Here is a 25,132-nt window from a genome sequence, read left to right as displayed (position 1 = left end):
ATCCGGGGCTTTTTAGTTTATCTCTCAAAGTGTGCGCACTGAAGAGACCACTGCAGCAATCGCTGCACCTTCCAAATATAGAAGCCAACCGGTTCCCCGGAATCCCTCAGCAGTCAGAAGAAGAAAAATCAAAGAAAGTAATGCAAACACCACGGACGACTGTCGATAGTGAGATGATTTGTCCGTCCTTTCCCGCTTGTGCTGCGAGGCAAGCAACCATGCCAATTTAAAGTCTGTCAAGAATTGTGCAATACTTAGCCCATTTGTCTCGTTTCTTTTACGAAGGGGGTTGAAAAAGATGCGAAGATGGGTGATGGTTTTATGCGTGGTTTTACTTTTGATTGGATGCAGTGCCACCGAGTTGGTTGTCTCGACGTCATCGTCTCAAGTGGCGTCTCATTCGATATCCATACCCGCCTGGATGGAGGAGGATTACAAGACCACCGGTAAATACGATTTTCATGTGCCTTCGGGTGTGCTTGTAGAATATATTCTGGCTGTACCCGATTTTTTGGACCCGAGTCAGCAGTACCTGTACGTGGAGGCGATGAATGCTTATCGCGCTTTTTCGGTGGAGCCAGGATTTCGGCCCGATGAGAGCGAAGTTTATGTAACAGACCTTCCTTATGATACGTATGTGAGAGAGACCGCTTTTGAGGATTCCGCAGATTTAGCTGATTATCTGAGGTCTCTGTTTGATTTTGAGTTGTTCCAGAAGCTGTTTCGAGCTTATGTTCCGGTAGAAAGTTCGTCCATTCCCATCGATGATGGGCCGGCACTAGCAGGTCAATCACTATATGCTGAGTTTGATGGCAGGCTGTATGTGTTGCGCGTGGCACAGACAAGTGATGCCGAGTATCCGTTTCCGAGTGAGTTTCGTTTGTTGTCCAACACAGACACGAAAATTGTGTTTGAAACCTGCTATGACGACGGTATGTCTTGCACATTGGAAATGGTAAATACAGATGCGGGTTGGCTGTTTTCCGAGTTTTCCACACCTTACGACGGAAAGATTCGATTTTCTTAATAATTCGAACAGAAGCGGTATCAAAACCACTTCTGTTTTTTTGTCTCGGTATTTTCGGTAATTTATCTCTCTGCTAAAAATAATGTTCTTGACATATATAGATTATCTACTTATAATGCTATATATAGATAATCAATATATCGGGGGGAGAAAAATGCAGACGAAAAATTTGGTGCCAGGATCTACGCAGATGTTGCTTATGCGTCTCTTGCAAGAGCAGGACATGTATGGTTATCAAATGATTGAGGAGCTGGCCCGACGTTCCAATGATACCTTTTCGTTGAAGGCAGGAACGCTTTATCCCATTCTGCATGTGCTGGAGCAGGAGGGAAAGATTGAGAGTTATGAGGCCGCAGGAATAGCGGGTAAACCCCGCAAATATTACCATTTGACACGGTCTGGTCGACAGGCATTGGAAGTTCAGCAGAAAGAGTGGGACCGTGTCAGTACCGCTATAAATCATGTGTTGAGACCTGCACAGTTGCAAAGGGGGAATGGATGATGCCGGCGAGAGGATGGGATTCATGGTTGGAACAGGTGACGGCTCAACTTCGTTGTCGCGCCGCAGTAAAAACCGTTAAGGCAGAGTTGGAGGCTCATTTGCAAGATCAGTACGAGGCGTTTTTGGCTGAGGGGGATAATGCGGAACAGGCAATGAGCAAAACATTGGAAAGTATGGGCGACCCGGTCGAAGTGGGGATGCGTCTGGATGGAGTTCATCGTCCGCAGTCTGCTTGGGCTCCTTTCCTTTTGGTATCCGCTTTATTTATAATGGGAGCGCTGCTGCGTTGTTGGGGATTGGCAGAGCTGGATCGAGCTGAGGATATAACTTGGATGTTGCTGCGCAGTATTGTGCCGATAGCTGTACTGGCACTGGTGTATTTTATGACCGATGCTGCGGCCAGTCTTCGGTATACATGGCTTTGGTATGGCGGTTCATTGGCACTGGTGGCGGCAGTGGTGTTCGTATCGCAGCCAATCAACGGAACCTATATTTATGCAAGGTCCTTATGTGCCTTTCTCGCTTTCGGTCATGCTGCAGTGTTGTATCGACAGAGAAAGAAAGGCCTCGTCGGATTGCTGGCTGGAATGCTTTCGTTGATTCCGATGCTATTGGCAGCTCTTTGGGTGCCAGCCACCAACCAGATGCTATGCTTGGCACTAGCAGGTTTTGTTTTATGCATGTACTGTGCATGGAAAGATTGGTTTGGTTGGGGAGCAAGAAAAAGTGTGGGATTAACCATAACCGCTGCAGTCGGGGTACCTTTTGTTCTTGTAATGACAAATCTAAACCTTGTTCAGCGTATGTTCGAACGTTTAAATCCTTTTGTTGATCCCACAGGCGCAGGATTTTTGTCTTTATTGCGGTTGACTATTTGGCAGGGAAACTCGCCGTTACAACCGTCTACTTGGTTACAAGCGGTAGATGAAGAAAGCGTATATCGGCTTTTAAGTTCAGATTACCCGTTGACCTTTGGTGCATATGCCTTTGGTCGGCCGGCGGCCTTGGCGATGTTGGCATTGATGATACTGTGTTTAGTGCTATTGTGGCGTGCAGTTTTGCGCACTCATAGTGCCGCAGGCCGTTTCTTGGGATTGGCCGGGGCGGCTGTTTTGACGGGGGAATTGTTGTTCAGCGCAGGCGCCTTTAGCGGTGTGGTACTTTTTTTGAGCGATGGCATATGGAATGGCTGTGTGCAGGCGGCAATGGCTGGAATGCTGCTTTCGGCCTTCCGTTTGGATTCGGTAAAAGGAGGATGGAATTCCGCTTGTGAGAGAAAGGGGCTTCGGCTTCAAATTCGCTGGGAATGAGAAAAGCCCTCTCTGAATAAGAGAGGGCTTTTTTATTCGTATTTTTTCCCAATCCATATGACTGTTCCGAACAAAGTGAAAAGAAAAAAGAGCGTCAACCCAATCTGCAATGAAGATAAAAATTCAGGGAAAAACACACAGAGCAATGTGTATGCAACGGGAAATAACAAGCAGGTGCTCATGCCCCAGATTCTGCCAGCCTGTAGAATCCGAGGCCAGTTGCGGTTGTTAAAGTAGACACCGACGATGTTTAGTCGAAAGACACCGTTGCCCACAAAGCTGATTTTATTTTTGTCATAATAGTCGGGCAGTCTGGTATATCGGGTTAGAAAAAACCAGCTTCCGAATAAAAGAGCAAGGCCTTCAAGTGTCCAGAAAAAGTTGTTTAGCAGAAAGGAACCGAGCCCTAAAAGATATAAGGCAAGCAATTCGAAGGCTGTAATCACTAGACACAACAAATATATCGTCACCTGTTTTCGATAACCTGCACGGCCACGGTGATATTCCTGGGTAGCCAGTGTCAATGAGCCGGTCAGCAAATGTTCCACATCCTCAACGGAAAGAGGTTCATTTTGAGGTTGTTTTTTGGCCTGCAAAAGTTCGGTTACAGTCACATCCAATGTTTGGGCCAGGGGTGCTAAAAGCGCGATATCCGGTAAACTCAGGCCGCGTTCCCACTTACTGACGGCCTTATCGGACACAAAAAGTTGCTGAGCCAACTGCTTTTGCGTCAGCCCTTTGGACTTGCGGGTTTTTGATAAGAATTGTCCAAAGGCCTCGCGATCAATTTCATACATAACCTCATCTCCCGTAAGTCATCATACCTAATTTGCGGAAAGAAGACAACCGACCATTGGTAGAGTTGCCTGTGCGCCTAAAAAGTAACCGCATGGTGAATGGATTTTGCCTTTTCATTCGTATTGAAAATGAAAAGGCAAAAAAGGGGGAAGATTCATTGAAGAAAAAAATTGGGGCCATAACAGTAGCCGTTGTGCTGGTCGTTTTTATTACAGCGGCAACGGCCTTTGCAGCGGGAACAGGACGAAACTTTGTGGACATCGATGGCGATGGAATTTGTGACCTTCGAGACGAAAGAAGCTGTGTAAGCAAAAATTGTTTTGAAAATGAAATCACAGATCGTGTCTGTGATTTTCAAGGTCGTCAGAGCCATTTTGGACGAGGCTGGGGTTGCGGGCAAAACAGATCATTGTAAAGAGGGGTCGGCATGCGGAGCGAGCAAGAGTTGAATGCGGCTTTGGATAAGTATGCGGATATGGTGCGGCGTTTGTGTGTTTTGCATTTGAAAAGTACCGCGGATACGGAAGATGTTTTTCAAACAGTATTTATGAAATATATGATGCACACATCCGATTTTGAGAGCGAAGAGCATGAAAAAGCCTGGTTGATTCGTGTTACCATGAATGCCTGCAAAGATTTGCTTCGGAGTTTTTTTCACAGTCGTACCGTTTCATTGGATACTTTGACGGATCAAATATATGGACCGTCTTTGGAAAATCAGGATGTATTAGAAGCGGTTTTTGCTCTGCCAGAAAAGTACCGGCGCGTAGTATATCTTCATTACTATGAGGGTTATACTGCACCACAGATTGGTTCAATTTTGGGGAAAAATGTGAACACTGTTTATACGCTTCTAACGCGTTCACGAAAGCTGCTTCGGCATACTTTGGGGGAAAAGGCAGATGAAGAGTGAAATAAAACAAGCGTTTGATTCCATTCACGCCAGTGAAGCACTCAAGGCGCAGACAAAAGCTTTTTTGGCTCAGAGAGCGCGCCGCCGCCCGCCCTTCCGGCGTATAGGAATGGTGGCATGTACGCTGTTATTATTGGTCCTACTGGGGAGTGTAACGCTCTATTTTTCGCCGGTAGCGGTGATAAGCATCGATGTGAATCCATCGGTGGAACTAAGCGTAAATCGGTTTGATCGTATCGTAGAGATAAAGGGGCTGAACGAAGATGGAGAAAAGTTGGCTCAAAATGTGCAAATTCGATTCTTGGACTACACTCAGGCAGTTGAACAACTGTTAAACAGTGAAGAAATGCAAAGCTATCTCGGCGACGATGCAATCCTTTCTATTGGAGTAATTGGAAAAAATACGGAGCGATGTGATGATATAATGGTGCAATTGAAGACTTGCACTTCTACGTTTAATCCCTATTGTTACATCGCCAATAACGAAGAGTTGGAGCAGGCGCATTCGCTAAAATTGTCCTGCGGAAAGTATCGTGCTTTTTTAGCATTGCAGCAGGTGAATCCTAGCATTACACCAGAAGAGGTAAGCACGATGACTATGAAAGAAATACAGAATCTGTTGGAAGAAAGCGGTTTACAGCAGATGCAAAGCGGATATCACCACGGAGATGGAAAGAGGTTTCATCATTGAAAAAAGCGACAGACTCAAACAGTCTGTCGCTTTTTTCTTGACATTGAACACAAAAGTTTTATAATTACTTAGGAAACTAATTTTAGGAGGCGTTTGCATGCGGTCTTTATCTCGTTCAGCGGCTCGTTCTGTTAGCAAACTTTCCAATAAAATACGAAGACGAATTGATGCATTGTCTTCTACGCGGGAATTGAGTGGAGCACAAGGCAGAGTGCTACATTTTCTTTTGGCTCAGACCGAAGATGTTTTTCAAAAGGATATCGAAGAGGAATATGGTCTTCGTCCTCCCACGGCGAGTGAACTTTTGAAAAAGATGGAAAAGAACGGACTGATTTGTCGAGAAAGTATGCCGCAGGATGCACGGCTGAAACGCATCATTGTATGCGATAAAGCGTTATGTTATCGGCAGTCGGTTATGGACGATTTAATAACATTGGAAGAGGATTTGGTGCGTGATATTTCTGAGCAGGACTTAGAAGTCTTTTTTCGAGTGATCAATCAGATGACGAAAAACCTTTCTTGAAAAGGTTTTTTGAATAATACTTAGGAAACTAATTTGTTGGGAGATTATAATATGCAAACAAAAGCAGATTTTCAAAAGGAAAACTTATTTAGTCTGATACTGCGATTTTCGATTCCGGCCGCGCTATCGCTTTTGATCACAGCGATTTATAATATCGTAGACCGTATCTTTGTAGGAAATTTCAATGGTACATCTGCCTTGGCGGGACTTTCGGTTTGTTTTCCTCTATCATTTATGATGATGGCATTTGCATTGACCTGTAGTGCAGGAGGAGCCTCATTGTTCAGCCTGTATGCAGGTCAGGGAGAACAAGAAAAAATGAACCGATCCTTTGGAAATGCATTGGTATTGGTCATCGGCAGCGAATTGTTTTTAACAGTAATTTTGTTGTTATGCCAAGAACCATTTCTCAAAGTGTTTGGAGTTACACAGACTTCGTATCCCTATGCGGTAGCATATTATCGAATTGTTTCTCTTGGATGTTTGTTTCAAGGCCTGACGCAGGTTTTTTGCGATTTTGTACGGGTTTCGGGGCATCCAGTTGGCGGAATGTTGGTCACCAGCGTAGGAGCATTCACGAACATTGTGCTCGATGCGATATTTGTGGCCGGGTTGAACTTAGGTGTAGAAGGTGCCGGGTGGGCAACGGTAATCGGTCAGTGTTTATCTGCGGCATTTGGGGTTTGTTTGGTCTTTCGCGGCAAGGTAAATGTTAAAATACGCAAAAAGATTTTTTCGTTGGATCGCGATTTGTGGCCAAAAATTGTTTCTTGTGGATTTGCCTTTTGGGTTGCACAAATGGCAATGGGTTTTATTGCCTTAATTTACAATGGACAGTTGGGAAAGTATGGTGGAGATGCGGCCATAAGCGTCTATGCGGTGGTTTCCAGCATTATGACTTTTGTGATTATGCCTGCCAGTGGGATCAGCCAAGGGATTCAGCCGATTGTTGGAAACAACTTCGGTGCCGGTCATTATAATCGTGTTATGGAGACGCTTTTTAAAGGAACCATGTTGTCTGTTGGGGTCACATGCATCATTTGGCTTATCACATTATTTTTTCCAAAACAGATTCTTTTGGCGTTTGGGGCCACCGATGAGATGCTTTCCATTGGAATTCCAGGATTGAGAATTAATTTTTGCATTACGCCTATTTTAGGATTTGTAATGTTGGCAACCACTTTTTTTCAGTCAATCGGAAAACCAATTCCCTCCATTTTGATTACTGTTCTCCGTCAGATTGTATTTTTAATTCCGCTCATTTATTTGTTTCCACTGGTTGGGGGTACAAATGGAATTTTCTGGGCGCAGCCGGTCAGTGACTTTTTGGCCCTGTTGATTTCGGTTGCTCTTGTTGTTCGCCAAAAGCGAACCTTAAGGCACAAAACGATTTCATAAAAGTTTGCTTTTTTGAACGGAAAAAATTCCATTGGCAATGACCAGGGCACAGATTCCGCTCATGCCTGCTGTTGAAATTTGGGGAAGGCCATAAATTTGAGACATATTGAGAATCCATGACGTGTACAGCGCAGCGCCCCAAAGAATAACGCCGCAGAAAATGTCCAGCCATCCTCTCCGAGTGAGTTCTCGTTGAATTTTTTTTCGTTCCATTTGAGAAATCTTAGAAAAAGCTCCGGCGACTTCTTCTCCCTGAACATTTTCTAGCCCCAGAAGTGTGAGAACGGTGGTGTCCAATTCCTTGGCCAGAGGTTCGAATAGAGCTACATCCGGATAATTGATGCCTCTTTCCCATTTACTTACGGCTTTGTCGGTTACGTGCAGTCTTTCGGCAAGTTGGCGTTGTGTCCAATTTTTTTGTTTGCGGGATTCCATAATTTTTTGACCAGTGTATTCTGCGCTCATCATGAAGCATCCCTCCTGGATTGAGTATTACATATTCTCAGATAAAAGTCACTCTACCAAAGGTAGAATCCATTAAGAAGTAAAAAAGATCCCGAAGATAATTTCTTCGGGATCTTTTGCTTAGTTTTTATTTTGCGCTTTCCAGTAAGAATCCGCAGATTTGGAACCCTTCTGATAATGAGCTGCAAAATTTCCAAGTGTTTGGGCAGGTTTGGGAGTCTTAGCGGCAGCAACCATGTCATCGGTAATGCGCGGCAATTGGCCGGTAGCGGCTGCTGTCCGGAATCGATTTTGATTCTTGGCAGCAGCAACCATATCGTCGGTGATGCGCGGCAATTGACCGGTGGCAGCCGCTGTTTGGAATTTGTTTTGATTCTTGGCAGCAGCAACCATATCGTCGGTGATGCGCGGCAATTGGCCAGTGGCAGCCGCTGTTTGGAATTTGTTTTGATTCTTGGCAGCAGCAACCATATCATCGGTGATGCGTGGTAACTGGGTCGTCTTGGCCGGCTTTGAAGCAGAGGGCCAAGCAATAGGGGTATGTTCCGGTTGGTTATTGCCAGACTCCGATGGATTGGTTTGCTTTGGCGCGGACCATGCTTGTCCCCACTTCTCAGCAGGAGCCGCGGATGAAGCGGGCTGCGCAACAGCTCTTTTTTCATTAACAGGCGCAGACACATCGGAAACAGGGCGTACAGAAGTCATGGGTTCCGGAGTCTGAACAGGCGCAGACACCACAGGAGTAGCTGGAGCAGTGGACTGAGCCAAACGCTGTGCCTCTGCTTGACGGGCAAGAGCCGCTAAACGTGCTTCCTCTTGAGCAATCATTTCATTGGTGATACGTGGAAGCTGTCCGGTACGTGCCGCATCAGCCATGCGGATTTGTTCTGCCCGACGGGCCTGTTGTTGTGCCTCTGCGCGTTGAAGCAACTGTTCTTCCTTGCTGACGGACGGTGTAGTTGTCACCGTCTGCGTCTGACTTTTTTGCTCTGCAAGTTGTGCTTGTTCCCGCAGTCTAGCCTGTTCGGCTAACTCTCGAGCCTGTGCTTGTGCATTGCGTGCCTCTTCCATTGCTCTTACACGGGCAGTTTGCGCATTTTTGTACTGCTCATCTACCGCCCGGAAGTTGATGGGTTGCCAATGATGCTGCTCCGGAGCCTCGGGTTCCTTTTGAGGCATTTGTTCCGGAGTAGAAACGGTATGTACAGGTTGAGGCGTCGCCATAACAGGAACAACCGGTTGCACAGGCGGCACCGCCGGTTCGTTCTGCGTTGAAGGGGCAGGTGCAGGGGACTGCTCTTCCAAAGTAGGAAGAAGTTCGTCCAGTGTTTGCAGCGGTTGCAATTCCGGTTGAGTCTGCTGCGGTTCGTCAATGGGTTGCTGCGGCAGCTCAGCTTCTTTTTTGACCAGTTTGGACAGTGTTCGAATCTCTTGGATTTTACAAACCAGAAGACCGATCGTTGCAATGCCCAAGCCAACGGTACAAGCGAGCATCAGCCAGCGGATCGTGGAAGAAAACACTTTGCTTGTAATCAAAAGCACAATGCACAGCGCAAGGCCGCAGCACATGACAAATACCGTTATGATAGTCGCCAGTACTTTTCTTCTCAGTTCGCGTTTTGCCATAGGTTCATTCTCCACTCTTTTGTTCAAAATCGTGGCACAAAATTATTTAGTGCCAAAGATACGGTCACCCGCGTCACCCAAACCGGGGACAATGTAACCATTTTCATTTAAGCATTCATCCAGAGCAGCCATATAAATGTCCACATCGGGATGTGTTTCCTGCAGACGTTTCAGTCCTTCAGGTGCACCGATCAGTCCGATAAACTTAATGTTTTTCACGCCGCGTTTCTTAATCTGCGTAATTGCGTCGCAGGCGGACCCGCCGGTAGCGAGCATAGGATCCAAAACAATTACTTCCCGTTCAGCGATGTCGGCGGGCAGTTTGCAATAGTATTCCACAGGCTCTAAGGTCTCCTCGTTGCGGTACATGCCGATATGTCCCACCTTAGCAGCAGGAATCAGAGCCAGCATGCCGTCGACCATGCCCAGACCCGCACGCAGGATGGGGACCAAAGCCAGTTTCCGGCCGGACAGCATATGGGTTTTTGCAATCGCAATAGGGGTCTCGATTTCCACTTCTTCCGTGGGAAGATCCCGTGTTGCCTCATAGCAAAGGAGCATTGCCAGTTCGCTGACCAATTCCTTAAACTCTTTGGTTCCGGTGTTTTTGTTGCGTAACAAGCTTACCTTGTGCTGTACCAGGGGATGATCCATGATAACGGTCTTGCTCATGTTTTTCAGACTCCTTTGTTTTTAATATGGTTAACGGTTTTCGATTTCAGAGATTTTAGCAATGCGTTTGGCATGCCTTCCGCCCTCAAATTCGGTGTTCAGGAAAATATCCACCAGTTCACAGGCCAATCCTGCGCCCACAACACGTCCGCCCATGCAAAGTACATTGGCATCGTTGTGTAAACGAGTGTATTTTGCACTGAAGGTATCGCTGCAGCAGCAAGCGCGAATGCCTTTGATTTTATTGGCTGCAATGCTGATGCCGACGCCCGTGCCACAGAACAGCAGAGCTTTATCGCATTCACCTTTTACAACTGCTTCACAAGGCGGCACCGCCATATCCGGATAATCCACAGATTCTTCACTGTATGTACCGAAATCCTGATATGCTACACCCAGTGTGTCCAGATGTTTTTTTACGGCTTCTTTTAGTGCCCATCCGCCATGGTCGGCACCCAGTGCAATCGGTTTGTTCATAATGAGATCCTTCCTCTCTGTTATTGCGTCGACGTGCGAAGCGCACGTTCACGTTCTGCTTGGCTAAGCCGGCGATATTCTGGGACCAATGCCGCCGGTGTGCTAAAAGTCCCGGAAGCCTGCGCTGCGCGGCACACGCAGCCAGCGTGGCAAAGCCGGCCGTCTGCCGGCCACAGCCACAGGTCATTGCGGCTGTGCTTCCATGAATCATAAACAATTTGTGCTCCGTCTCCAAAACACCAAACGGGTCCTGGCAAGGAGGCAACCAATTCTCCCAACTGACTGGCGGGAGCGCTTGCATCCTCGCATAAACGGGTCACGGTGCCATCCTTTACAGAAAAAGCTGCATAGTATACTTCCCCTCGCCGGGCATCCAGTGCACAAAGCGCGCTTCCATTGGTTCGAAGTCCCCAAGCGAGTGCTTCCAATGTAGAAATACCCGTACAGGGAATCTGTAAGGGAAACGCGAGTCCTTTGACAGCGGCCAACCCAATGCGAAGTCCTGTGAAACTTCCCGGACCGTGGGTTACAGCAAACAAATCAACATCTTTTATTTGGAGCTTGACCGCTTTCAGTGCATTATCACACAAAGTGATGAGCGTTTCGCTGTGAGTAAGGCCTGCGGCAAGGTAACTTTCGTAAATCAGCTCTCCATCTTTCAAAATCGCAGCACTTGCAGTTTTACCAGTTGAATCCAGACCAAAAATGGTCATAACTGCGCCCCCTCAATGGTGATTCGACGGTTTGTGTCGCCTGTACGAGCGATGTCAATGCGAATGGCCGATTCATTCTGAAGAAGATCAGCAGTGTTTTCGCTCCATTCAGCCGCGACAATCGCACCCTCATCCAGGTAATCAAAAAATCCGGCAGTTTCCAAATCGGCCAGCGTGGAAATACGATACAAATCAAAATGTGCCATTGGCTGCGTGCCGCGGTAGTAGTTGACAATGGCAAATGTGGGACTTTGTACTTCATCCGTACAGCCGAGCCCAGATGCAATTCCTTCGCAAAAGGCAGTCTTGCCGGCGCCCAGTCCGCCGGTGAATAAAATTAGGTCACCGGGATGCAATGTTTTCGCCAGACGGCGACCCAACGCCACGGTTTCCTCTTTGCTGTTTGTTTCAAATACAGCCATATTTCACCTCTGCGCCTCTGCATATTTCATCCTATTATATAACAAAACAGGTCTGCTTGTAAAGTTTGGGGCAATGGAAAAGAAAGGACGGCACGCCGCGAATGCAGCGTGCCGTCCTGAGAAAAGAAAATTAGGTGTCCTTGGACATTCCAAGATCAAACAAACTTGGGATTGCGCACAATGCCGCCACACCCACAAGTGTAAAGACCGTGCGGCTGAACAAACTGGTAGCCCCGCCCAAAAGCCATGCTACGGCGTTGAAATTGAACAAACCGACCAATCCCCAGTTGATGCCACCGATGATGATTAGCACGATACAGATTTTATAAAATACATTCATGACAGCTACTTCCTTTCCAATGAAGGTTTCGATGCCCATAGTATTCCCGGGATTTATGGCTTTATACAAAAATAAGCGCACCCTTCTTTCCAAAGGATGCGCCTGTATTGTTTGTCAGTTTTTCAATGCCTGGAGCGGCGCCGGAATGCGGCCGCCGCGGTTCACGAACACATCCGGGCGGAATGTGGAAATGTCCAGAATGGGAGCATATCCCAAAAGTCCGCCAAAATCCAACACGTCGCCGCTCTTTTTCCCGATGGCGGGAATTACACGGACAGCGGTAGTTTTGGTGTTTACCATGCCAATGGCCGCTTCATCCGCAATCAAAGCGGAGAGTACGGCAGCCGAAGTTTCACCGGGAACCACAACCATGTCGATTCCTACACTGCATACGGCTGTCATGGCCTCTAATTTTTCAATCGTCAGGCTTCCACGTTCTACGGCTTTGATCATGCCGTCGTCTTCGGAAACAGGAATAAATGCGCCGGACAAGCCGCCCACATGGTTGGATGCCATAACGCCGCCTTTTTTTACTGCGTCGTTCAGCAGCGCAAGAGTGGCAGTGGTGCCGCATCCACCACAACTTTCCAGTCCGATTTCCTCCAGAATGTTCGCTACGCTATCACCGGGCGCAGGAGTGGGAGCAAGAGACAAATCCACAATTCCAAAGGGGACACCCAGCCGCTCAGAAACCAGATTTCCAACCAATTGTCCCATGCGAGTAATTTTGAAAGCCGTGCGCTTGATCAGTTCCGCTACCTGATCCAAAGAGGCATCTTTAGGCAACTTTGCCAAAGCGGCGCGTACGGCCCCTGGTCCGGAAACACCCACGTGAATAACGCAATCCGGCTCTCCCACGCCGTGGAAAGCGCCGGCCATAAAGGGATTATCTTCGGGGGCGTTGCAGAACACAACCAATTTGGCTGCGCCCATGCACATGTTGTCCTGTGTCAATTCGGCCGCTTGGCGAATGACAGGCCCCATCATTTTGACCGCATCCATATTGATTCCGGTCTTGGTGGAACCAATGTTTACACTGGAGCATACGTACTCTGTCTGGGCCAAAGCCTGCGGAATGCTTTCAATCAGACGCTTGTCGCCGGCCGAAAATCCTTTGTGTACCAGAGCAGAATATCCGCCGATAAAATTGACACCCACCGCTTTGGCGGCCTGGTCCAATGTTTTGGCATACCATACGGGGTCGGCATCGGGGGCAGACGCAAGAAGCATGGCAATGGGGGTTACGGAAATACGTTTGTTTACGATCGGCATTCCGTAGGTGGCAGAAATTTCGTCTGCCGTTTTTACAAGATCCTTTGCGCAGGTAGTGATTTTGCGATAGATCTTTTCACAAGCTTTTTTTCCGTCTGGATCCGCACAATCCAAAAGGGAAATTCCCATGGTCACGGTGCGAACGTCCAGATTTTCGTCCGAGATCATTTTGATGGTCTCAAGAATGTCATTGGTGTTCAGCAATGTCGTCACTCCTTAATGGGAAAATCAGATATGATGCATGGTTTCATACAATTCCTGACGGGTACAGCGCACGTCCACTCCCATAGACTGACCGGTTTGTGTCAGCTTTTCCGAAAATGCAGCAAAATCCAACGTTGCTTTGCTCATATCCACCAGCATAATCATAGCGAATGTTCCACGCAGAATTCTCTGCGTAACCTCTTCTACATTTACATTTGCCTCAGCACATGCAGTGCATACTTTTGCAAGAATACCCACCGCATCTTTGCCTACAACGGTAATCACAGCTTCCATAAGATGATTCTCTCCTTTGGCTTGCAAATATAAAAGATAGTATAACAGAAATCCATGCGAAATGATAGAGCATACAAAAAGAAAAAGGAAGATTTACTTTCGGATGGCTTTTGTTTATAATATGAAGAAAAATATATTGTATTGAAAGCTTACAGGGAAAGGAAGAGATTGTTGATGGAACAGATTTTGAAAGTTTTGGAAGCCAATGCTCGTACCAGCCTGGAAGAACTGGCAGCTATGACTGGGAAAAGTGTACAGGAAGTGGCCGCTTATATGGATGAATGCGAAGAAAAGCACATTATCAACGGATACCGGACACTGGTAGACTGGGAACGAGCAGGGGTGGCAGATGTACAGGCTCTGATTGAACTGCGCGTCACGCCCCGGCGCGACTTTGGGTTTGATGAGATCGCTGCTCGTTTGGCTGATTTTTCTGAGGTGGACAGTGTGATGCTAATGAGCGGCGGATACGATTTGTCCTTGATGATGCGTGGAAAGAGCTTTCAGGAGATTGCGCTGTTTGTGGCGCAGCGCCTGAGCCCTTTGGAAGGCGTTCTTTCTACCGCTACACACTTTGTGCTGCGCACGTATAAGAAGGATGGGGTGTTGTATGGAAAAGATCCCATCGATGAACGGGAGTGCCAATGATGGAATATGAAAAACTGATTTCCAGAGCCGCGGCCGAAATGCGCCCATCCGGTATTCGAAAATTTTTTGACATCGCTGCGGAGATGAAAGATTGCATCTCCCTTGGTGTGGGTGAGCCGGATTTCAAAACACCTTGGGCGATTCGGCAGGCGGGCATTCGAAGCCTGGAGATGGGGCGCACTTGGTATACCTCCAATTCAGGCTTGAAAGAGTTGCGGCAGGAGATCTGCCGGTATCTTGAGAGAAGATTTCAATTGCATTATGCTGAAGATCAGACGCTGGTGACAGTGGGCGGTTCTGAGGCCATTGATATGTGTATTCGTGCGGTGGTGGAACCGGGGGACGAAGTGATTATTCCGGAGCCATGTTTTGTTTGCTATTATCCAATCACCACGCTCACAGGCGGTGTGGCTGTCCCCCTTGCGCTGAAAGCGGAAAATGGTTTTAAGCTGACGGCAGATGAGCTGCGCGCTGCGATTACACCTAAGACAAAGTTGTTGATTTTACCTTTCCCGTGTAACCCAACAGGAGCAGTGATGCGCAAAGAGGAGCTGGAGCCTATTGCACAGGTTCTGCGGGAGACAAACGTCCTGGTTTTGTCGGATGAGATTTATGCGGAGTTGACGTATGGAGATACGCGGCATGTGAGTATCGCAAGCCTGCCCGGAATGGCGGAGCGCACGATTTTGGTGAACGGATTCTCCAAAGCGCATGCTATGACTGGTTGGCGCCTTGGCTATGCTTGTGGACCCAAGCCTATCATCAAGGTAATGACAAAAATTCACCAGTCTTGCATTATGTGTGCACCGACTACCAGTCAGTATGCCGCTGTGACGGCGCTTAAGAGCTGCGATGCGGATATTGAATCCATGCGCAAGGAATACGATTTGCGGCGCCGTTGGTTGGTCAATGCTTTGAATGGTTTGGGTTTGACCTGTTTTGAACCTCAGGGAGCATTTTATGTCTTTCCGTCTATTCAAAAATCAGGGCTGCCCAGCGAAGAGTTTTGCAAACAGCTATTGTACAGCAAGAAGGTAGCGGTGGTGCCCGGTCCTGCCTTTGGTGATTCGGGAGAGGGTTTTGTTCGTATCAGTTATTCTTACTCTTTGGATCATTTGAAAAAGGCCGTTTCACGGATGGAAGAATTTTTGAAAGAATTGGGAGTTTGAGTTGGAGCATTCTGTTTTTGTTCAAAAGGTCGATGGATACGGCGTGCAAGTGGATCAGGCCGTGGAAGCAATATTCGCTGCAAGTGAGAGAGCCCGCGGTCTCGGTCCGCACAGTAAGGTTTTGATCAAACCAAATTTGTTGGCGAAACATGTGCCCGATCATGCAGTCACGACGCATCCCGCAGTGGTTGCTGCTTGCATTCGTGCCTTGCGCAGACGAGGCGTCCAGGATATTGTGGTGGCTGACTCGCCTGGGGGACTTTATAATCCATCGATTATGCGCAGCGTATACCAGGCCAGTGGGTTGAGCTGGGAATGTCGTTCTTTGGAAACTCAGGTTTATACGGAATGCCGTTCGGGAATCCGTGCAGCGCAGGGAAAGCTGGTGCGTCAGTTTCAGCTTTTGGAACCGGTCTTGCAGGCGGATTTTATTGTCAATGTGCCTAAATTGAAAACACATGTGATGACGGGAATGTCCTGCGCAGTGAAAAACTTATTTGGTACGGTGCCCGGTTTGCAAAAGGCAGAGTTTCATATGCGATTTCCGGAAAAGGAATCTTTCGGGGACATGCTGGTGGACTTGTGCGAGACGGTCAAACCGGATCTGACGGTAGTGGATGGCGTTTTGGCCATGGAGGGCGATGGCCCGGCTGGCGGAGTTCCGCGGCAACTGAATCTAATTTTGGGCGGGGAAAATCCTTATGCGATTGACTTGACAGTTTGCCATATGATGGGGCTGCCCGCGATGGCAGTTCCTTATTTGAACGCCGCCCATAGGCGTGGTTTGTGTCCGGAAAAGGCGGATCCCACATGGCTGTGCGGTGATGTGAAAGAGGCCGATCCGATCGGCGACTTTCGTCTGCCGGAAAGCTACACAAACATCAATTTTTCGAATCGAGCGCCTCGTGCCATTCGTTGGGCTGTGCCAGGAGTGGAAAAATGGATTGCGCCGCGCCCTAAAATTGAAAAGTCCAAATGTGTGGGATGTGGAAAATGTGTCGAAATTTGTCCGGGACACACCATTCGTGTGGAACAAGGAAAGGCGCATATTGACCCAAAAGGGTGTATTCGCTGTTTTTGCTGTCATGAAATGTGCCCGGTAAAGGCGATTCGGGTCAAGCGGTTTCGGCTGTTTCAAATGTGATGGAGGAATGGTGGATGAAATCGATCACGGTTCTGGCTCCCGCAAAATTGAATTTGACGCTGGATATTACGGGCGTGGAGCCCAATGGTTATCATACTTTGGATATGATGATGCAGACGGTGAATTTGTATGAGCGTGTGACACTGCATAAAAGCGAAACACTGCGTCTCAAACTGCCGGGCTCCACGGTTCCTGCCAACGACAACAATACAGCCGTCAAAGCGGCATTGGCTTTTTTTGATTACACTGGCCTGCTGGCGGGAGTGGATATTGTAGTGCGAAAGTCTGTGCCGGTTCGCGCTGGTATGGCGGGTGGAAGTGCGGATGCTGCTGCTGTTTTAGTTGGATTGAACGAATTGTATGGTGCGCGTTTGTCACAGGATGAATTGTGTTCTCTGGGTTTAAAAATAGGTGCGGATGTTCCCTTTTCCATTTTAGGGGGAACGGCCAGAGTTCGGGGCATTGGGGACCAAATTACGCCCATGCCCAATTGTCCTCGATGTTGGTTTACGGTGTGTATGCCTCAAGGTGGAATTTCCACACCGCAGGCATATGCCCGGTACGATGTGCTGGGTACGGATGTTCGACCAAACAATGATTTGGCGCAAAAAGCGCTGTTTGATGGCGATTTAGATGCTTTGTGTGCGCAGATGTCCAATGCACTGGAGTTTTCTTCGCAAAGCCCGGAGAACAAGCCCATTGAAGCAATTCTTCGAGATTGCGGGGCATTGGCCGCGCTGATGACTGGATCAGGAGCGGCGGTGTTTGGGGTGTTTCGAGATGAAAAGAAAGCTCAGGCGGCTCGTGCGGAACTAAAAAAGCATTATCCGCAAAGCTGGGTCCTTCATCCTGTGCCACGCGGTGCGCATTCGCTTGGAATCAAGTGAAAAAATAACGACAAAAAACAAGGAACAGCGAAGCTTCGCTGTTCCTTGTTTTACTTTTTAATTGTTTGTTTCTACCGGAATTTGTATTTCCGTAAGATATTCTTCTGGGCGGGATGTAGTCAGACTATCCAAAACGCAAAATTCATAAGCTGGACCTGTGGGAGTCAGATGTTGCTGCTGGATAAAGTTCAAAAGTTTTTCATAGCTTTCAAAAGTGCGGGCGTAGGGGCCACGGTGATAGATGCAGGCATATTGGCCATTGGGTTTATGAAAGAAAGTCTCTCCAGAAGTACGCTTCAAAAGAGGAACAAAAACATGTTCAAAACATAAAAAGTTCTTTTTATTCAGTGCAGAGAGTGAAACCGTATCACCCAGTTGATAGAAATAAGAGTATTGACGTTCATTGGCACGATGCAATAACCGCTTCAGGGCAATGTCTACTTCCAGCAGACCATAGGGTTTTTTTACCGGTTCCATGGCCAGGTCAATGCCTTCTTGTTCAGAAAGAAACGGATTGTCGGGCTGTGCTGAGAGCACACGCTCCAGATCTTCCAGTTTGCGGGCCAGCCGAAGGTCCATCGCTTGCATACGGCGGATATCCCGACGAATCAGTTCGCGTTGGCTGCGTAGTGCATCCAGCGCTGTATCCGTACTGCGTTGTTCCATATGGAGACGAATCTCTTTCAGAGAAAAACCCATTTCCCGCAGCATGAGTACAGTATCCAACTGCTCGAGCTGGTCAGCGGTGTAATAGCGATAACCGTTTTCGCTTCCTACCAAACGAGGCTTGAATACGTCCATATTATCATAATAGATAAGCATCTGTTTGGATACACCGGCCAGTTTTGCCAATTCGCCAACAGTAAAACGCACTTCCAAAAAAATTTCCTCCATTCCTCTTGACAATATAGTTACTATATCCTTTATGCTAGTAATCGTCAAGAGATAGAAAGGAAGGATATTGTGAAATCTTCAAGTGAACGCCACAGTGGTTTGGCGCATTATGGCATTATGCTTTTGGGAGCTGCCATTTTGTCGTTCGGATTGTTCCACGTTCACGACCGAACCAAAATCACCGAAGGCGGCGTATTGGGTATGATGCTGCTGCTTCAGAATTGGACAGGACTTTCCCCCAGTCTGACCGGTCCTTGTATGGATTTTTTGTGCTATTTGTTGGGGTTGCGTTTTTTGGGAAAAGACTTTCTTAAAAATGCGATTTTTTCCAGTCTGGCTTTCGCAGTATGCTACCGTATATGGGAATTCTTTGGATATCTAATGCCGGATCTATCGAGTTTTCCGTTGGTGGCTGCTGTGGTTGGCGGTATCTTTGTAGGCGTGGGTGTAGGCCTTGTCGTGCGAGAGGGCGGAGCGTCTGGTGGCGATGACGCCTTGGCTATGGTGATATCTCGCTTTTTGAAATGTCCGATTGAGCGGGCCTATTTTGCAACAGATTTTACGGTTCTTTTGTTGTCGTTGTCTTACATTCCCGTCAAGAACATTTTGTTTTCCCTGGTTACAGTGACATTGTCTTCCTTTATTATCGGACGAATGCAGCGCCCGTTTTTTTGGGAAAGAAGACTAACAGAAGAAAGCAACTGATGTTTTTTAAAACTTGGAAAGTGAAAAGAGCTGGAACCTTGATAGGTTCCAGCTCTTTTTGATTTATGCTGTGGCATCGGCCAATGCGTGAAGAGAGACGGTTTCCGGTATAACTTGTCCAATGTTTAAAATGTGATCACCGATGCGTTCAAAATCCGTGAGCATTTCAGAATACAGGACGCTGGATTCATTTTCTCGGCCGCCTTCCCGCATGCGCTCAATTTGATTTTGACGGAATTGAGCGGTCATATCGTCAATTTTCTGCTCGATGGCAGCAATTTTAACCAACCTGTCTGAAGCACTGATGTCATTTTGCTCCAATAGACAAAGCGCATCCAAACTGGTCTGCCGCATCTGACGAATCTCATTCAATTCAGCGTTCGAAAAACGAATTCCTTTTTCGGCCATACGTTCGGTATAACCGCACAGATTCATAGCGTGATCACCGATACGCTCTAAATCCGAGGCGATCTTAAAACAAGCGCTGATTTCGGCGGAGTCTTTTTGGTTTGATTCAAATGCAATAGCTCGCGAAATATAGCCAGCCAGCTCTTTGTTCAAATAGTCGATGTACTCTTCCCGGTCCTCCAGTTGATTCAAAGAGGCAGCCTGTCCTGACAGAACGGAATTAAAACTTTCTTCTACGTTTTCACGAACCATACCCAACATACGCGTCAATTCCCGCCAAAGTCCATTGACAACGATTGCGGAAGATCCAATTTTGTATTCTTTTCCGCCGGTCAAAGGTTTGAGGTAGATTAAGCGGCGTTCCTGTGCAGACTCTGCCGGAAGCTCAGGCAGGATTCGGCGCGCAAGCTTTGCCAAAAGGGTTCCGAATGGCAACAAAAGCACAGTGGTCACTACGTTGAAAAGAGTATGCATATTGGCGATTTGTGCGGCAGGATTGGATGGGGTAAGAGACTCGATCAAAGCGGGCAAAGGGAACAAAAGACAAATCACTGTAAACAGTGTTGTGCCAATGATGTTAAACAAGAGATGAATAACCGTTGTTCGTTTCGCATTGCGGCTGGTTCCGATAGAAGCGAGAACGGCTGTAATGCAAGTACCAATGTTCTGACCAAACAAAACGTACACTGCGCTGGAAAGGGGAATTAGACCGCTGGAAGCCAGTGCCTGCAAAATACCTACCGAAGCAGAGGATGACTGGATGATGGCGGTGAAAATTGCGCCGGCCAAGATGCCTAGAACCGGATTGGAAAAACGAGTCATCAGAGAAATAAAAGCCTGTGAATCTCGCAAGGGCATCATGGCGTTGCTCATCATTTCCATGCCAATAAAAAGAACGCCTAATCCCGCAATGATTTGGCCGTAGTTGTGGAAATGAGGCTTTTTGAGAAATACAATCATGACCACGCCGCAAAAGGCGAAGAGAGGAGCAAGTGCTCCCACATCCAGTGCAATGAGCTGTCCAGTAATGGTAGTGCCGATGTTGGCGCCCATAATGATCCAGACAGCTTGCTGCAGTGTCATCATTCCGGAGTTAACAAAGCCTACGACCATGACAGTAGTGGCACTAGAAGACTGGATTACAGCGGTGATGGCCGCTCCCACTGCAACACCCAGAAAACGATTGGAGGTCAATTTTTCCAGGATTTGTTTCATACGATTTCCGGCAGCGGCTTCCAGACCGCCGCTCATCATTTGCATACCGTACAGAAAGAGTGCGAGTCCGCCTAGTAGGCTAAGAATGTCCGTGGCTTTCATGAGAGCTCCCCTTTACCAATTTTAGTTTTAGATTTTAGTTCTTATTTAAAAAGCATGTTCGAAATATCCCCAATGTAAGATTAGCATAAAAGAAAAAACGCAGCTATCATGAATGAGTAAACTCCATGTAAAGGAAATGTAAAATGATATCCGCTTGACAAAGAAAAAGGTTTGTATAATAATTGATAAGTCAATTATTGATATATCATGAAGGGGATATTATGGAACGATTGCTTCATATGTTGCTTTATCGAGCATTTCATGCGCAGCGAAACTATCTGAGAGGACATTTGGGGGAACTTGGGTTGGGATCTGGACAGCCTAAGCTTTTGGGATATCTTGCGCAGAATGGACCCAGTCGGCAAAGACAAATTGCTGATTATTTTGAAATCGATCCTGCGGCGGTATGCCGAATGCTGGATGCCCTTTGTAAAAGCGGTTTTGTCACAAGACGCGTGGACCAAGGAAATAGAAGAGCGGACATTGTAGAACTGACGGAGAAGGGGTATCAGGCGCATTTGCAGTGGAAGGAGTACTGTTCTCAAGTCGAACAAATTATGCTGCGGGATTTTTCCGATGAGGAGAGGACTCGCTTTTTGGACTACTTGGCCCGTGCGTATCGAAATCTGAAAGAAAATGAAGAGGAGGGGCACAAATGAAAGATTTAAAGAAGATTGCTTTCCATTTGGGGCCCTACCGGAAGGATTTGGCGATTGCGGCCTTATTGGTGCTGGTGGAAACCAGTTTTGAGCTGGCCATTCCCATGCTTATGGCAGATATTATTGATATTGGCGTAGAACAAGGGGATATGACGCTCATTTGGAACCGAGGAGTTCAGATGGCAGTCTGTGCCTTGTTGGCTCTGACCACCGGATTGCTTTACGCTCGCTTTGCCGCACGTGCTTCTTACGGCTTGGGAGCTCAAGTGCGTCAGGCTGAGTACAAAAAAGTTCAGGAATATTCATTTGCCAATTTGGATCACTTTGAATCTTCGTCTTTAATCACACGAATGACCACAGACATCACGGTGCTGCAAAATGCGGTGAATGGCGGTTTGCGACCTTTGGTGCGTTCTCCGGTAATGTTGATTTTGGGTGTGGGATTTTCTGTATATATGAGCCCAAAATTGGCGATGGTGTTTTTGTTTTGCGTGCCTGTTTTGGGAACGATTTTGTTTTGTGTTGTGCGCCGAGTAGCGCCCATGTACAGTCGTTTGCAAAAAGCGGTGGACCGGTTAAACGATGTGGTGCAGGAAGGGCTTGTAGCCATTCGAGCAGTGAAAGCATTTGTGCGGGGAGAATATGAGCAAGAACGTTTTGACCGCGTGAATACGGAGCTGATGGAGACCAGTCAAAAGACGTTCCACTACGCGGTTTTAAATATGCCCGCTTTTCAGTTCACCATGTATTCCACAACTGTTTTAATTTTATGGTTTGGTGGAAGGATGATCATGGCGGGAAGCCTTCAAGTGGGAGAATTGACAGGTTTTCTCAGTTATGTACTTCAAGTAATGAACTCCTTAATGATGATTTCGAATGTGTTCCTTCTATTAACGCGTTCCTTGGCCAGCGCACAGCGAATTGGGGAAGTGCTGGAAGAACAGCCGACATTGGTTTCGGGCATAGCCGAAGAAAGAAAAGTAAAAGACGGCAGTGCCGCATTTGAAAATGTATCTTTTAAATACAATGAACAGGCGCAGGAATATGCATTGCTGGATGTGAATTTTTCCATTCGTCCAGGCCAGACAGTAGGCGTGATTGGTGGAACCGGATCGGCCAAGACGACACTTGTGCAGTTGATTCCACGATTGTACGATGCGACACAAGGACGGGTTTTGGTCGGCGGAAAAGATGTGCGGGAGTATGACGTTCATGCACTGCGGGACGCAGTGGGGATCGTTTTGCAAAAAAACGTTTTATTTTCAGGTACTGTGAGGGAAAATCTTCTCTGGGGCAATCCCGATGCAGACGATGAAATGCTTTGGGAGGCTTGTCGGGCTGCTTGTGCAGATGAATTTTTGGAGCGTATGCCGGGCGGTTTAGATGCAGATCTTGGGCAGGGCGGTGTAAATGTTTCTGGCGGACAAAAGCAACGCCTGTGCATTGCACGTACGCTATTAAAACGGCCTAAGGTTTTGATTTTTGACGATTCTACCAGTGCCGTGGATACGGCCACCGAGGGAAAGATACGAGTAGCGCTGAGTAAGATGCAGGATGTCACAAAAATCATCATTGCGCAGCGCATCACATCTGTAATGGATACGGATTTCATCGTGATTTTGGATGACGGACGGGTTCATGCAGTGGGCACACATCAGCAGTTGCTCGCCAGCGACCCCATCTACCAGGAAATTTACGATTCTCAAATGAAAGGAGCGAATGTTCATGGCGCGGCAGTTCAGCGGTAAACGTCCAAAAGATTTACGCTTTACCGTGAAATCGCTCCTTTCCTATATGGGACGGCATAAATTTCTCTTGGGGGCAGTTGCGGTTTTAGTAGCCTTCAGTGCAAGCGCCAACCTTTTGGGCACGTATATGATTCGTCCAGTTGTAAACAGTTTGGCTACAGGAGATATATCTGCGCTGGCCAAGGGTGTTTTGCTGACGGCTGGAATTTATGCGGTGGGCGTGGTGTGCTCGTTCGGATACACTCAGACAATGGTCAAAGCGGCACAAAAGGTATTGTTTGATATTCGACGCGATTTGTTTGCTCATTTACAAACGCTTCCTCTTCGCTTTTTTGATGCGCAAAAGCAGGGCGATGTAATGAGTTATTTTACCAACGACGTGGATACCATTGCCGATGCACTAAACAATAGTTTTGCTATGGTGATTCAAAGCTTTATACAGGTAGTTGGAACACTTACGCTTTTGTTTGTGCTCAATGCTCGCCTTTCGCTCATCGTAGTAGTTTGCTATATAGCAATGTTTTGGTATATTCGATTTAGCGGGAAAAGAAGCAAAGCCTACTTTGCAACACAACAGCAGAGTCTCGGTGAGTTGGACGGATATATTCAGGAAATGGTAAATGGTCAAAAGATTGTCAAGGTGTTTAACCATGAACAGGCGAATCTGGCTGGTTTTGATCAAAGAAATGAAAGTCTACGCCGTGCAGGAACGGGGGCACAGAGTTACGCGGCTACGATGGTGCCGGCAGTTGTAAGCATATCCTATGTAAATTATGCGATTGTGGCGGTGGTCGGTGGTTTGATGGCGATGAAGGGTATGACAGATGTAGGAAGTCTGGCAAGTTACCTTGTGTTTGTTCGTCAGGCAGCCATGCCAATCAATCAATTTACGCAACAGAGCAATTTCTTGCTGGCAGCTCTGGCTGGTGCAGAACGAGTGTTCAATGTAATGCGCAAAGCCCCGGAAGAAGACGATGGCCAAACGGTTTTGGTCAATGTAAAGTGCGAAAATGGTTTTTGGGTTCCTTGCGGCGAAAAAACCGGGCACTGGGCATGGAAGCAAGATGAAAAATTGGTTCCGCTGCAGGGAGATGTGCGTTTTGAACATGTGGATTTTGGATATGATTCCAATCATCCGATTTTGCATGATATCAGTTTGTACGCAAAACCTGGCCAGAAAATTGCTTTTGTGGGGGCAACCGGTGCGGGAAAAACTACCATTACCAATTTGATCAATCGGTTCTATGATGTTCAAAAGGGACGTATTATTTACGATGGTATTGATGTGCGCGAAATTTGCAAAGACGACTTGCGCCGAAGTCTCGGAATCGTACTGCAGGATACCCATTTATTTACGGGAACCATTGCCGACAATATTCGATTTGGAAAACTGGATGCGACAAAGGATGAGATTGTTGAGGCAGCCAAGATTGCCAATGCAGACTCTTTTATTCGCCGGTTGCCCAATGGATACGATACGATGGTTACCGGAGACGGAGCGAATCTGTCACAAGGTCAGCGTCAGCTCCTTGCCATTGCTCGGGCTGCGGTGGCGGATCCGCCGGTTTTAATTTTGGACGAAGCAACATCTTCGATTGACACACGTACCGAAGCGCTCATAGAGAAAGGTATGGATTGTTTGATGGAAGGAAGAACCGTATTTGTGATTGCCCATCGGCTTAGCACGGTACGCAATGCGGATGCAATTATGGTTTTAGAGCATGGCCGCATCATCGAACGGGGTACCCATGAAGAGCTTTTGACACAAAAAGGAATGTATTACCGGCTTTATAACGGTATGTTTGAATTATCCTAATAAAAGAGGCCCTCGTTGGGGGCCTCTTTTTAAAATTTTTTTCATCTGGACAAAGAGATTATGTTATACTATAAAATGGTGTGATTTGCG

The 25,132-nt window shown here is 47.2% G+C and carries 28 protein-coding genes; 16 read left to right on the top strand and 12 right to left on the bottom strand.

What is annotated here, in order from left to right; translation table 11 throughout:
• The first annotated feature begins 298 nt into the window (after positions 1-298).
• The 3 genes from AB5H98_RS00990 to AB5H98_RS00980 all read left to right on the top strand — a co-directional run bounded on the left by AB5H98_RS00990 (position 299) and on the right by AB5H98_RS00980 (position 2,839).
• Positions 299-1,027 carry a hypothetical protein gene (locus tag AB5H98_RS00990; RefSeq protein WP_367924042.1) on the top strand — a complete coding sequence of 243 codons (729 nt, stop codon included), beginning with the start codon at positions 299-301 and terminating at the stop codon, positions 1,025-1,027.
• A gap of 154 nt (positions 1,028-1,181) precedes the next feature.
• On the top strand, positions 1,182-1,529 hold the full coding sequence (locus AB5H98_RS00985; protein WP_367924041.1) for a PadR family transcriptional regulator: 348 nt from the start codon (positions 1,182-1,184) through the stop codon (positions 1,527-1,529).
• Complete coding sequence (locus tag AB5H98_RS00980; RefSeq protein ID WP_367924040.1) at positions 1,526-2,839, top strand: permease prefix domain 1-containing protein; 1,314 nt, start codon at positions 1,526-1,528, stop codon at positions 2,837-2,839. The genes AB5H98_RS00985 and AB5H98_RS00980 overlap by 4 nt, the downstream gene beginning before the upstream one ends.
• Positions 2,840-2,871: 32 nt before the next feature.
• Here AB5H98_RS00980 and AB5H98_RS00975 read toward each other — a convergent pair whose 3' ends face one another.
• Entirely contained in the window at positions 2,872-3,636 is a 765-nt protein-coding gene (locus AB5H98_RS00975; RefSeq protein ID WP_367924039.1) for a helix-turn-helix domain-containing protein, read from the bottom strand.
• Positions 3,637-3,794: 158 nt separating this feature from the next.
• On the opposite strand from AB5H98_RS00975, the gene AB5H98_RS00970 reads away from it, so the two are divergent.
• The 5 genes from AB5H98_RS00970 (at position 3,795) to AB5H98_RS00950 (ending at position 7,162) form a co-directional block, all read left to right on the top strand.
• Entirely contained in the window at positions 3,795-4,052 is a 258-nt protein-coding gene (locus tag AB5H98_RS00970; protein WP_367924038.1) for a hypothetical protein, read from the top strand.
• 12 nt (positions 4,053-4,064) lie between these two features.
• Positions 4,065-4,550, top strand: coding sequence for an RNA polymerase sigma factor (locus AB5H98_RS00965; protein WP_367924037.1), 486 nt, complete (start codon positions 4,065-4,067; stop codon positions 4,548-4,550).
• Positions 4,540-5,241, top strand: coding sequence for a hypothetical protein (locus AB5H98_RS00960; RefSeq protein ID WP_367924036.1), 702 nt, complete (start codon positions 4,540-4,542; stop codon positions 5,239-5,241). Before AB5H98_RS00965 ends, AB5H98_RS00960 begins: the two co-directional genes overlap by 11 nt.
• Before the next feature lie 97 nt (positions 5,242-5,338).
• Entirely contained in the window at positions 5,339-5,764 is a 426-nt protein-coding gene (locus AB5H98_RS00955; protein WP_367924035.1) for a MarR family winged helix-turn-helix transcriptional regulator, read from the top strand.
• Positions 5,765-5,815: 51 nt separating this feature from the next.
• A complete protein-coding gene (locus AB5H98_RS00950) occupies positions 5,816-7,162 on the top strand; it encodes an MATE family efflux transporter (protein ID WP_367924034.1) in 1,347 nt (448 codons plus the stop codon).
• Here the strand turns inward: AB5H98_RS00950 and AB5H98_RS00945 are convergent.
• The 9 genes from AB5H98_RS00945 to AB5H98_RS00905 all read right to left on the bottom strand — a co-directional run bounded on the left by AB5H98_RS00945 (position 7,157) and on the right by AB5H98_RS00905 (position 13,647).
• Entirely contained in the window at positions 7,157-7,630 is a 474-nt protein-coding gene (locus AB5H98_RS00945; RefSeq protein ID WP_367924033.1) for a helix-turn-helix domain-containing protein, read from the bottom strand. The genes AB5H98_RS00950 and AB5H98_RS00945 overlap by 6 nt on opposite strands.
• A gap of 117 nt (positions 7,631-7,747) precedes the next feature.
• Positions 7,748-9,253 (bottom strand): hypothetical protein, encoded by a 1,506-nt coding sequence (locus tag AB5H98_RS00940; protein WP_367924032.1) that lies wholly within the window; start codon positions 9,251-9,253, stop codon positions 7,748-7,750.
• Positions 9,254-9,295: 42 nt separating this feature from the next.
• Positions 9,296-9,925, bottom strand: coding sequence for a uracil phosphoribosyltransferase (gene upp, locus AB5H98_RS00935; protein WP_367924031.1), 630 nt, complete (start codon positions 9,923-9,925; stop codon positions 9,296-9,298).
• 30 nt (positions 9,926-9,955) lie between these two features.
• Positions 9,956-10,402: a ribose 5-phosphate isomerase B gene (rpiB, locus tag AB5H98_RS00930; protein WP_367924030.1), complete on the bottom strand. Its 447-nt coding sequence runs from the start codon at positions 10,400-10,402 to the stop codon at positions 9,956-9,958.
• Between the two features lie 20 nt (positions 10,403-10,422).
• A complete protein-coding gene (tsaB, locus tag AB5H98_RS00925; protein WP_367924029.1) occupies positions 10,423-11,115 on the bottom strand; it encodes a tRNA (adenosine(37)-N6)-threonylcarbamoyltransferase complex dimerization subunit type 1 TsaB in 693 nt (230 codons plus the stop codon).
• A complete protein-coding gene (gene tsaE / locus AB5H98_RS00920) occupies positions 11,112-11,537 on the bottom strand; it encodes a tRNA (adenosine(37)-N6)-threonylcarbamoyltransferase complex ATPase subunit type 1 TsaE (protein ID WP_367924028.1) in 426 nt (141 codons plus the stop codon). The genes tsaB and tsaE overlap by 4 nt, the downstream gene beginning before the upstream one ends.
• A gap of 130 nt (positions 11,538-11,667) precedes the next feature.
• On the bottom strand, positions 11,668-11,877 hold the full coding sequence (locus AB5H98_RS00915) for a DUF378 domain-containing protein (protein WP_367924027.1): 210 nt from the start codon (positions 11,875-11,877) through the stop codon (positions 11,668-11,670).
• A gap of 114 nt (positions 11,878-11,991) precedes the next feature.
• Complete coding sequence (locus AB5H98_RS00910; protein WP_367924026.1) at positions 11,992-13,353, bottom strand: PFL family protein; 1,362 nt, start codon at positions 13,351-13,353, stop codon at positions 11,992-11,994.
• Between the two features lie 24 nt (positions 13,354-13,377).
• Positions 13,378-13,647 carry an ACT domain-containing protein gene (locus AB5H98_RS00905; RefSeq protein ID WP_367924025.1) on the bottom strand — a complete coding sequence of 90 codons (270 nt, stop codon included), beginning with the start codon at positions 13,645-13,647 and terminating at the stop codon, positions 13,378-13,380.
• Between the two features lie 174 nt (positions 13,648-13,821).
• On the opposite strand from AB5H98_RS00905, the gene AB5H98_RS00900 reads away from it, so the two are divergent.
• From AB5H98_RS00900 to ispE, 4 genes are read left to right on the top strand one after another with little or no spacing between them, the layout of a single operon-like run.
• Positions 13,822-14,295 (top strand): Lrp/AsnC family transcriptional regulator, encoded by a 474-nt coding sequence (locus tag AB5H98_RS00900; protein ID WP_367924024.1) that lies wholly within the window; start codon positions 13,822-13,824, stop codon positions 14,293-14,295.
• Positions 14,295-15,464 carry a pyridoxal phosphate-dependent aminotransferase gene (locus AB5H98_RS00895; protein ID WP_367924089.1) on the top strand — a complete coding sequence of 390 codons (1,170 nt, stop codon included), beginning with the start codon at positions 14,295-14,297 and terminating at the stop codon, positions 15,462-15,464. The genes AB5H98_RS00900 and AB5H98_RS00895 overlap by 1 nt, the downstream gene beginning before the upstream one ends.
• A 1-nt stretch (position 15,465) precedes the next feature.
• Positions 15,466-16,608, top strand: a complete 1,143-nt coding sequence (locus AB5H98_RS00890) for a DUF362 domain-containing protein (protein ID WP_367924023.1) — start codon at positions 15,466-15,468, stop codon at positions 16,606-16,608.
• 14 nt (positions 16,609-16,622) lie between these two features.
• The gene (gene ispE / locus AB5H98_RS00885) at positions 16,623-17,495 is read left to right on the top strand and encodes a 4-(cytidine 5'-diphospho)-2-C-methyl-D-erythritol kinase (RefSeq protein WP_367924022.1); all 873 of its coding nucleotides are present in this window, start codon (positions 16,623-16,625) and stop codon (positions 17,493-17,495) included.
• Between the two features lie 57 nt (positions 17,496-17,552).
• On the opposite strand, the gene AB5H98_RS00880 is transcribed toward ispE, so the two are convergent.
• A complete protein-coding gene (locus tag AB5H98_RS00880) occupies positions 17,553-18,368 on the bottom strand; it encodes a MerR family transcriptional regulator (RefSeq protein ID WP_367924088.1) in 816 nt (271 codons plus the stop codon).
• A 90-nt stretch (positions 18,369-18,458) separates the two neighbouring features.
• Between AB5H98_RS00880 and AB5H98_RS00875 the strand changes: the two genes are divergently transcribed.
• Positions 18,459-19,094 (top strand): YitT family protein, encoded by a 636-nt coding sequence (locus tag AB5H98_RS00875; RefSeq protein ID WP_367924021.1) that lies wholly within the window; start codon positions 18,459-18,461, stop codon positions 19,092-19,094.
• Positions 19,095-19,157: 63 nt separating this feature from the next.
• Here the strand turns inward: AB5H98_RS00875 and AB5H98_RS00870 are convergent, their stop codons facing one another.
• Positions 19,158-20,819, bottom strand: coding sequence for a Na/Pi cotransporter family protein (locus AB5H98_RS00870; RefSeq protein WP_367924020.1), 1,662 nt, complete (start codon positions 20,817-20,819; stop codon positions 19,158-19,160).
• Between the two features lie 221 nt (positions 20,820-21,040).
• On the opposite strand from AB5H98_RS00870, the gene AB5H98_RS00865 reads away from it, so the two are divergent.
• The 3 genes from AB5H98_RS00865 to AB5H98_RS00855 are packed head-to-tail and all read left to right on the top strand — an operon-like array spanning position 21,041 to position 25,042.
• On the top strand, positions 21,041-21,478 hold the full coding sequence (locus AB5H98_RS00865; RefSeq protein ID WP_367924019.1) for a MarR family winged helix-turn-helix transcriptional regulator: 438 nt from the start codon (positions 21,041-21,043) through the stop codon (positions 21,476-21,478).
• Positions 21,475-23,226, top strand: a complete 1,752-nt coding sequence (locus AB5H98_RS00860; RefSeq protein ID WP_367924018.1) for an ABC transporter ATP-binding protein — start codon at positions 21,475-21,477, stop codon at positions 23,224-23,226. The genes AB5H98_RS00865 and AB5H98_RS00860 overlap by 4 nt, the downstream gene beginning before the upstream one ends.
• Positions 23,204-25,042, top strand: a complete 1,839-nt coding sequence (locus tag AB5H98_RS00855; RefSeq protein WP_367924017.1) for an ABC transporter ATP-binding protein — start codon at positions 23,204-23,206, stop codon at positions 25,040-25,042. Before AB5H98_RS00860 ends, AB5H98_RS00855 begins: the two co-directional genes overlap by 23 nt.
• Positions 25,043-25,132: the final 90 nt, after the last annotated feature.

The sequence above is a fragment of the uncultured Ruthenibacterium sp. genome, assembly GCF_963558415.1.
Lineage (GTDB): Bacteria > Bacillota > Clostridia > Oscillospirales > Ruminococcaceae > Ruthenibacterium.
This window is presented reverse-complemented; position numbering and strand designations above follow the sequence as displayed.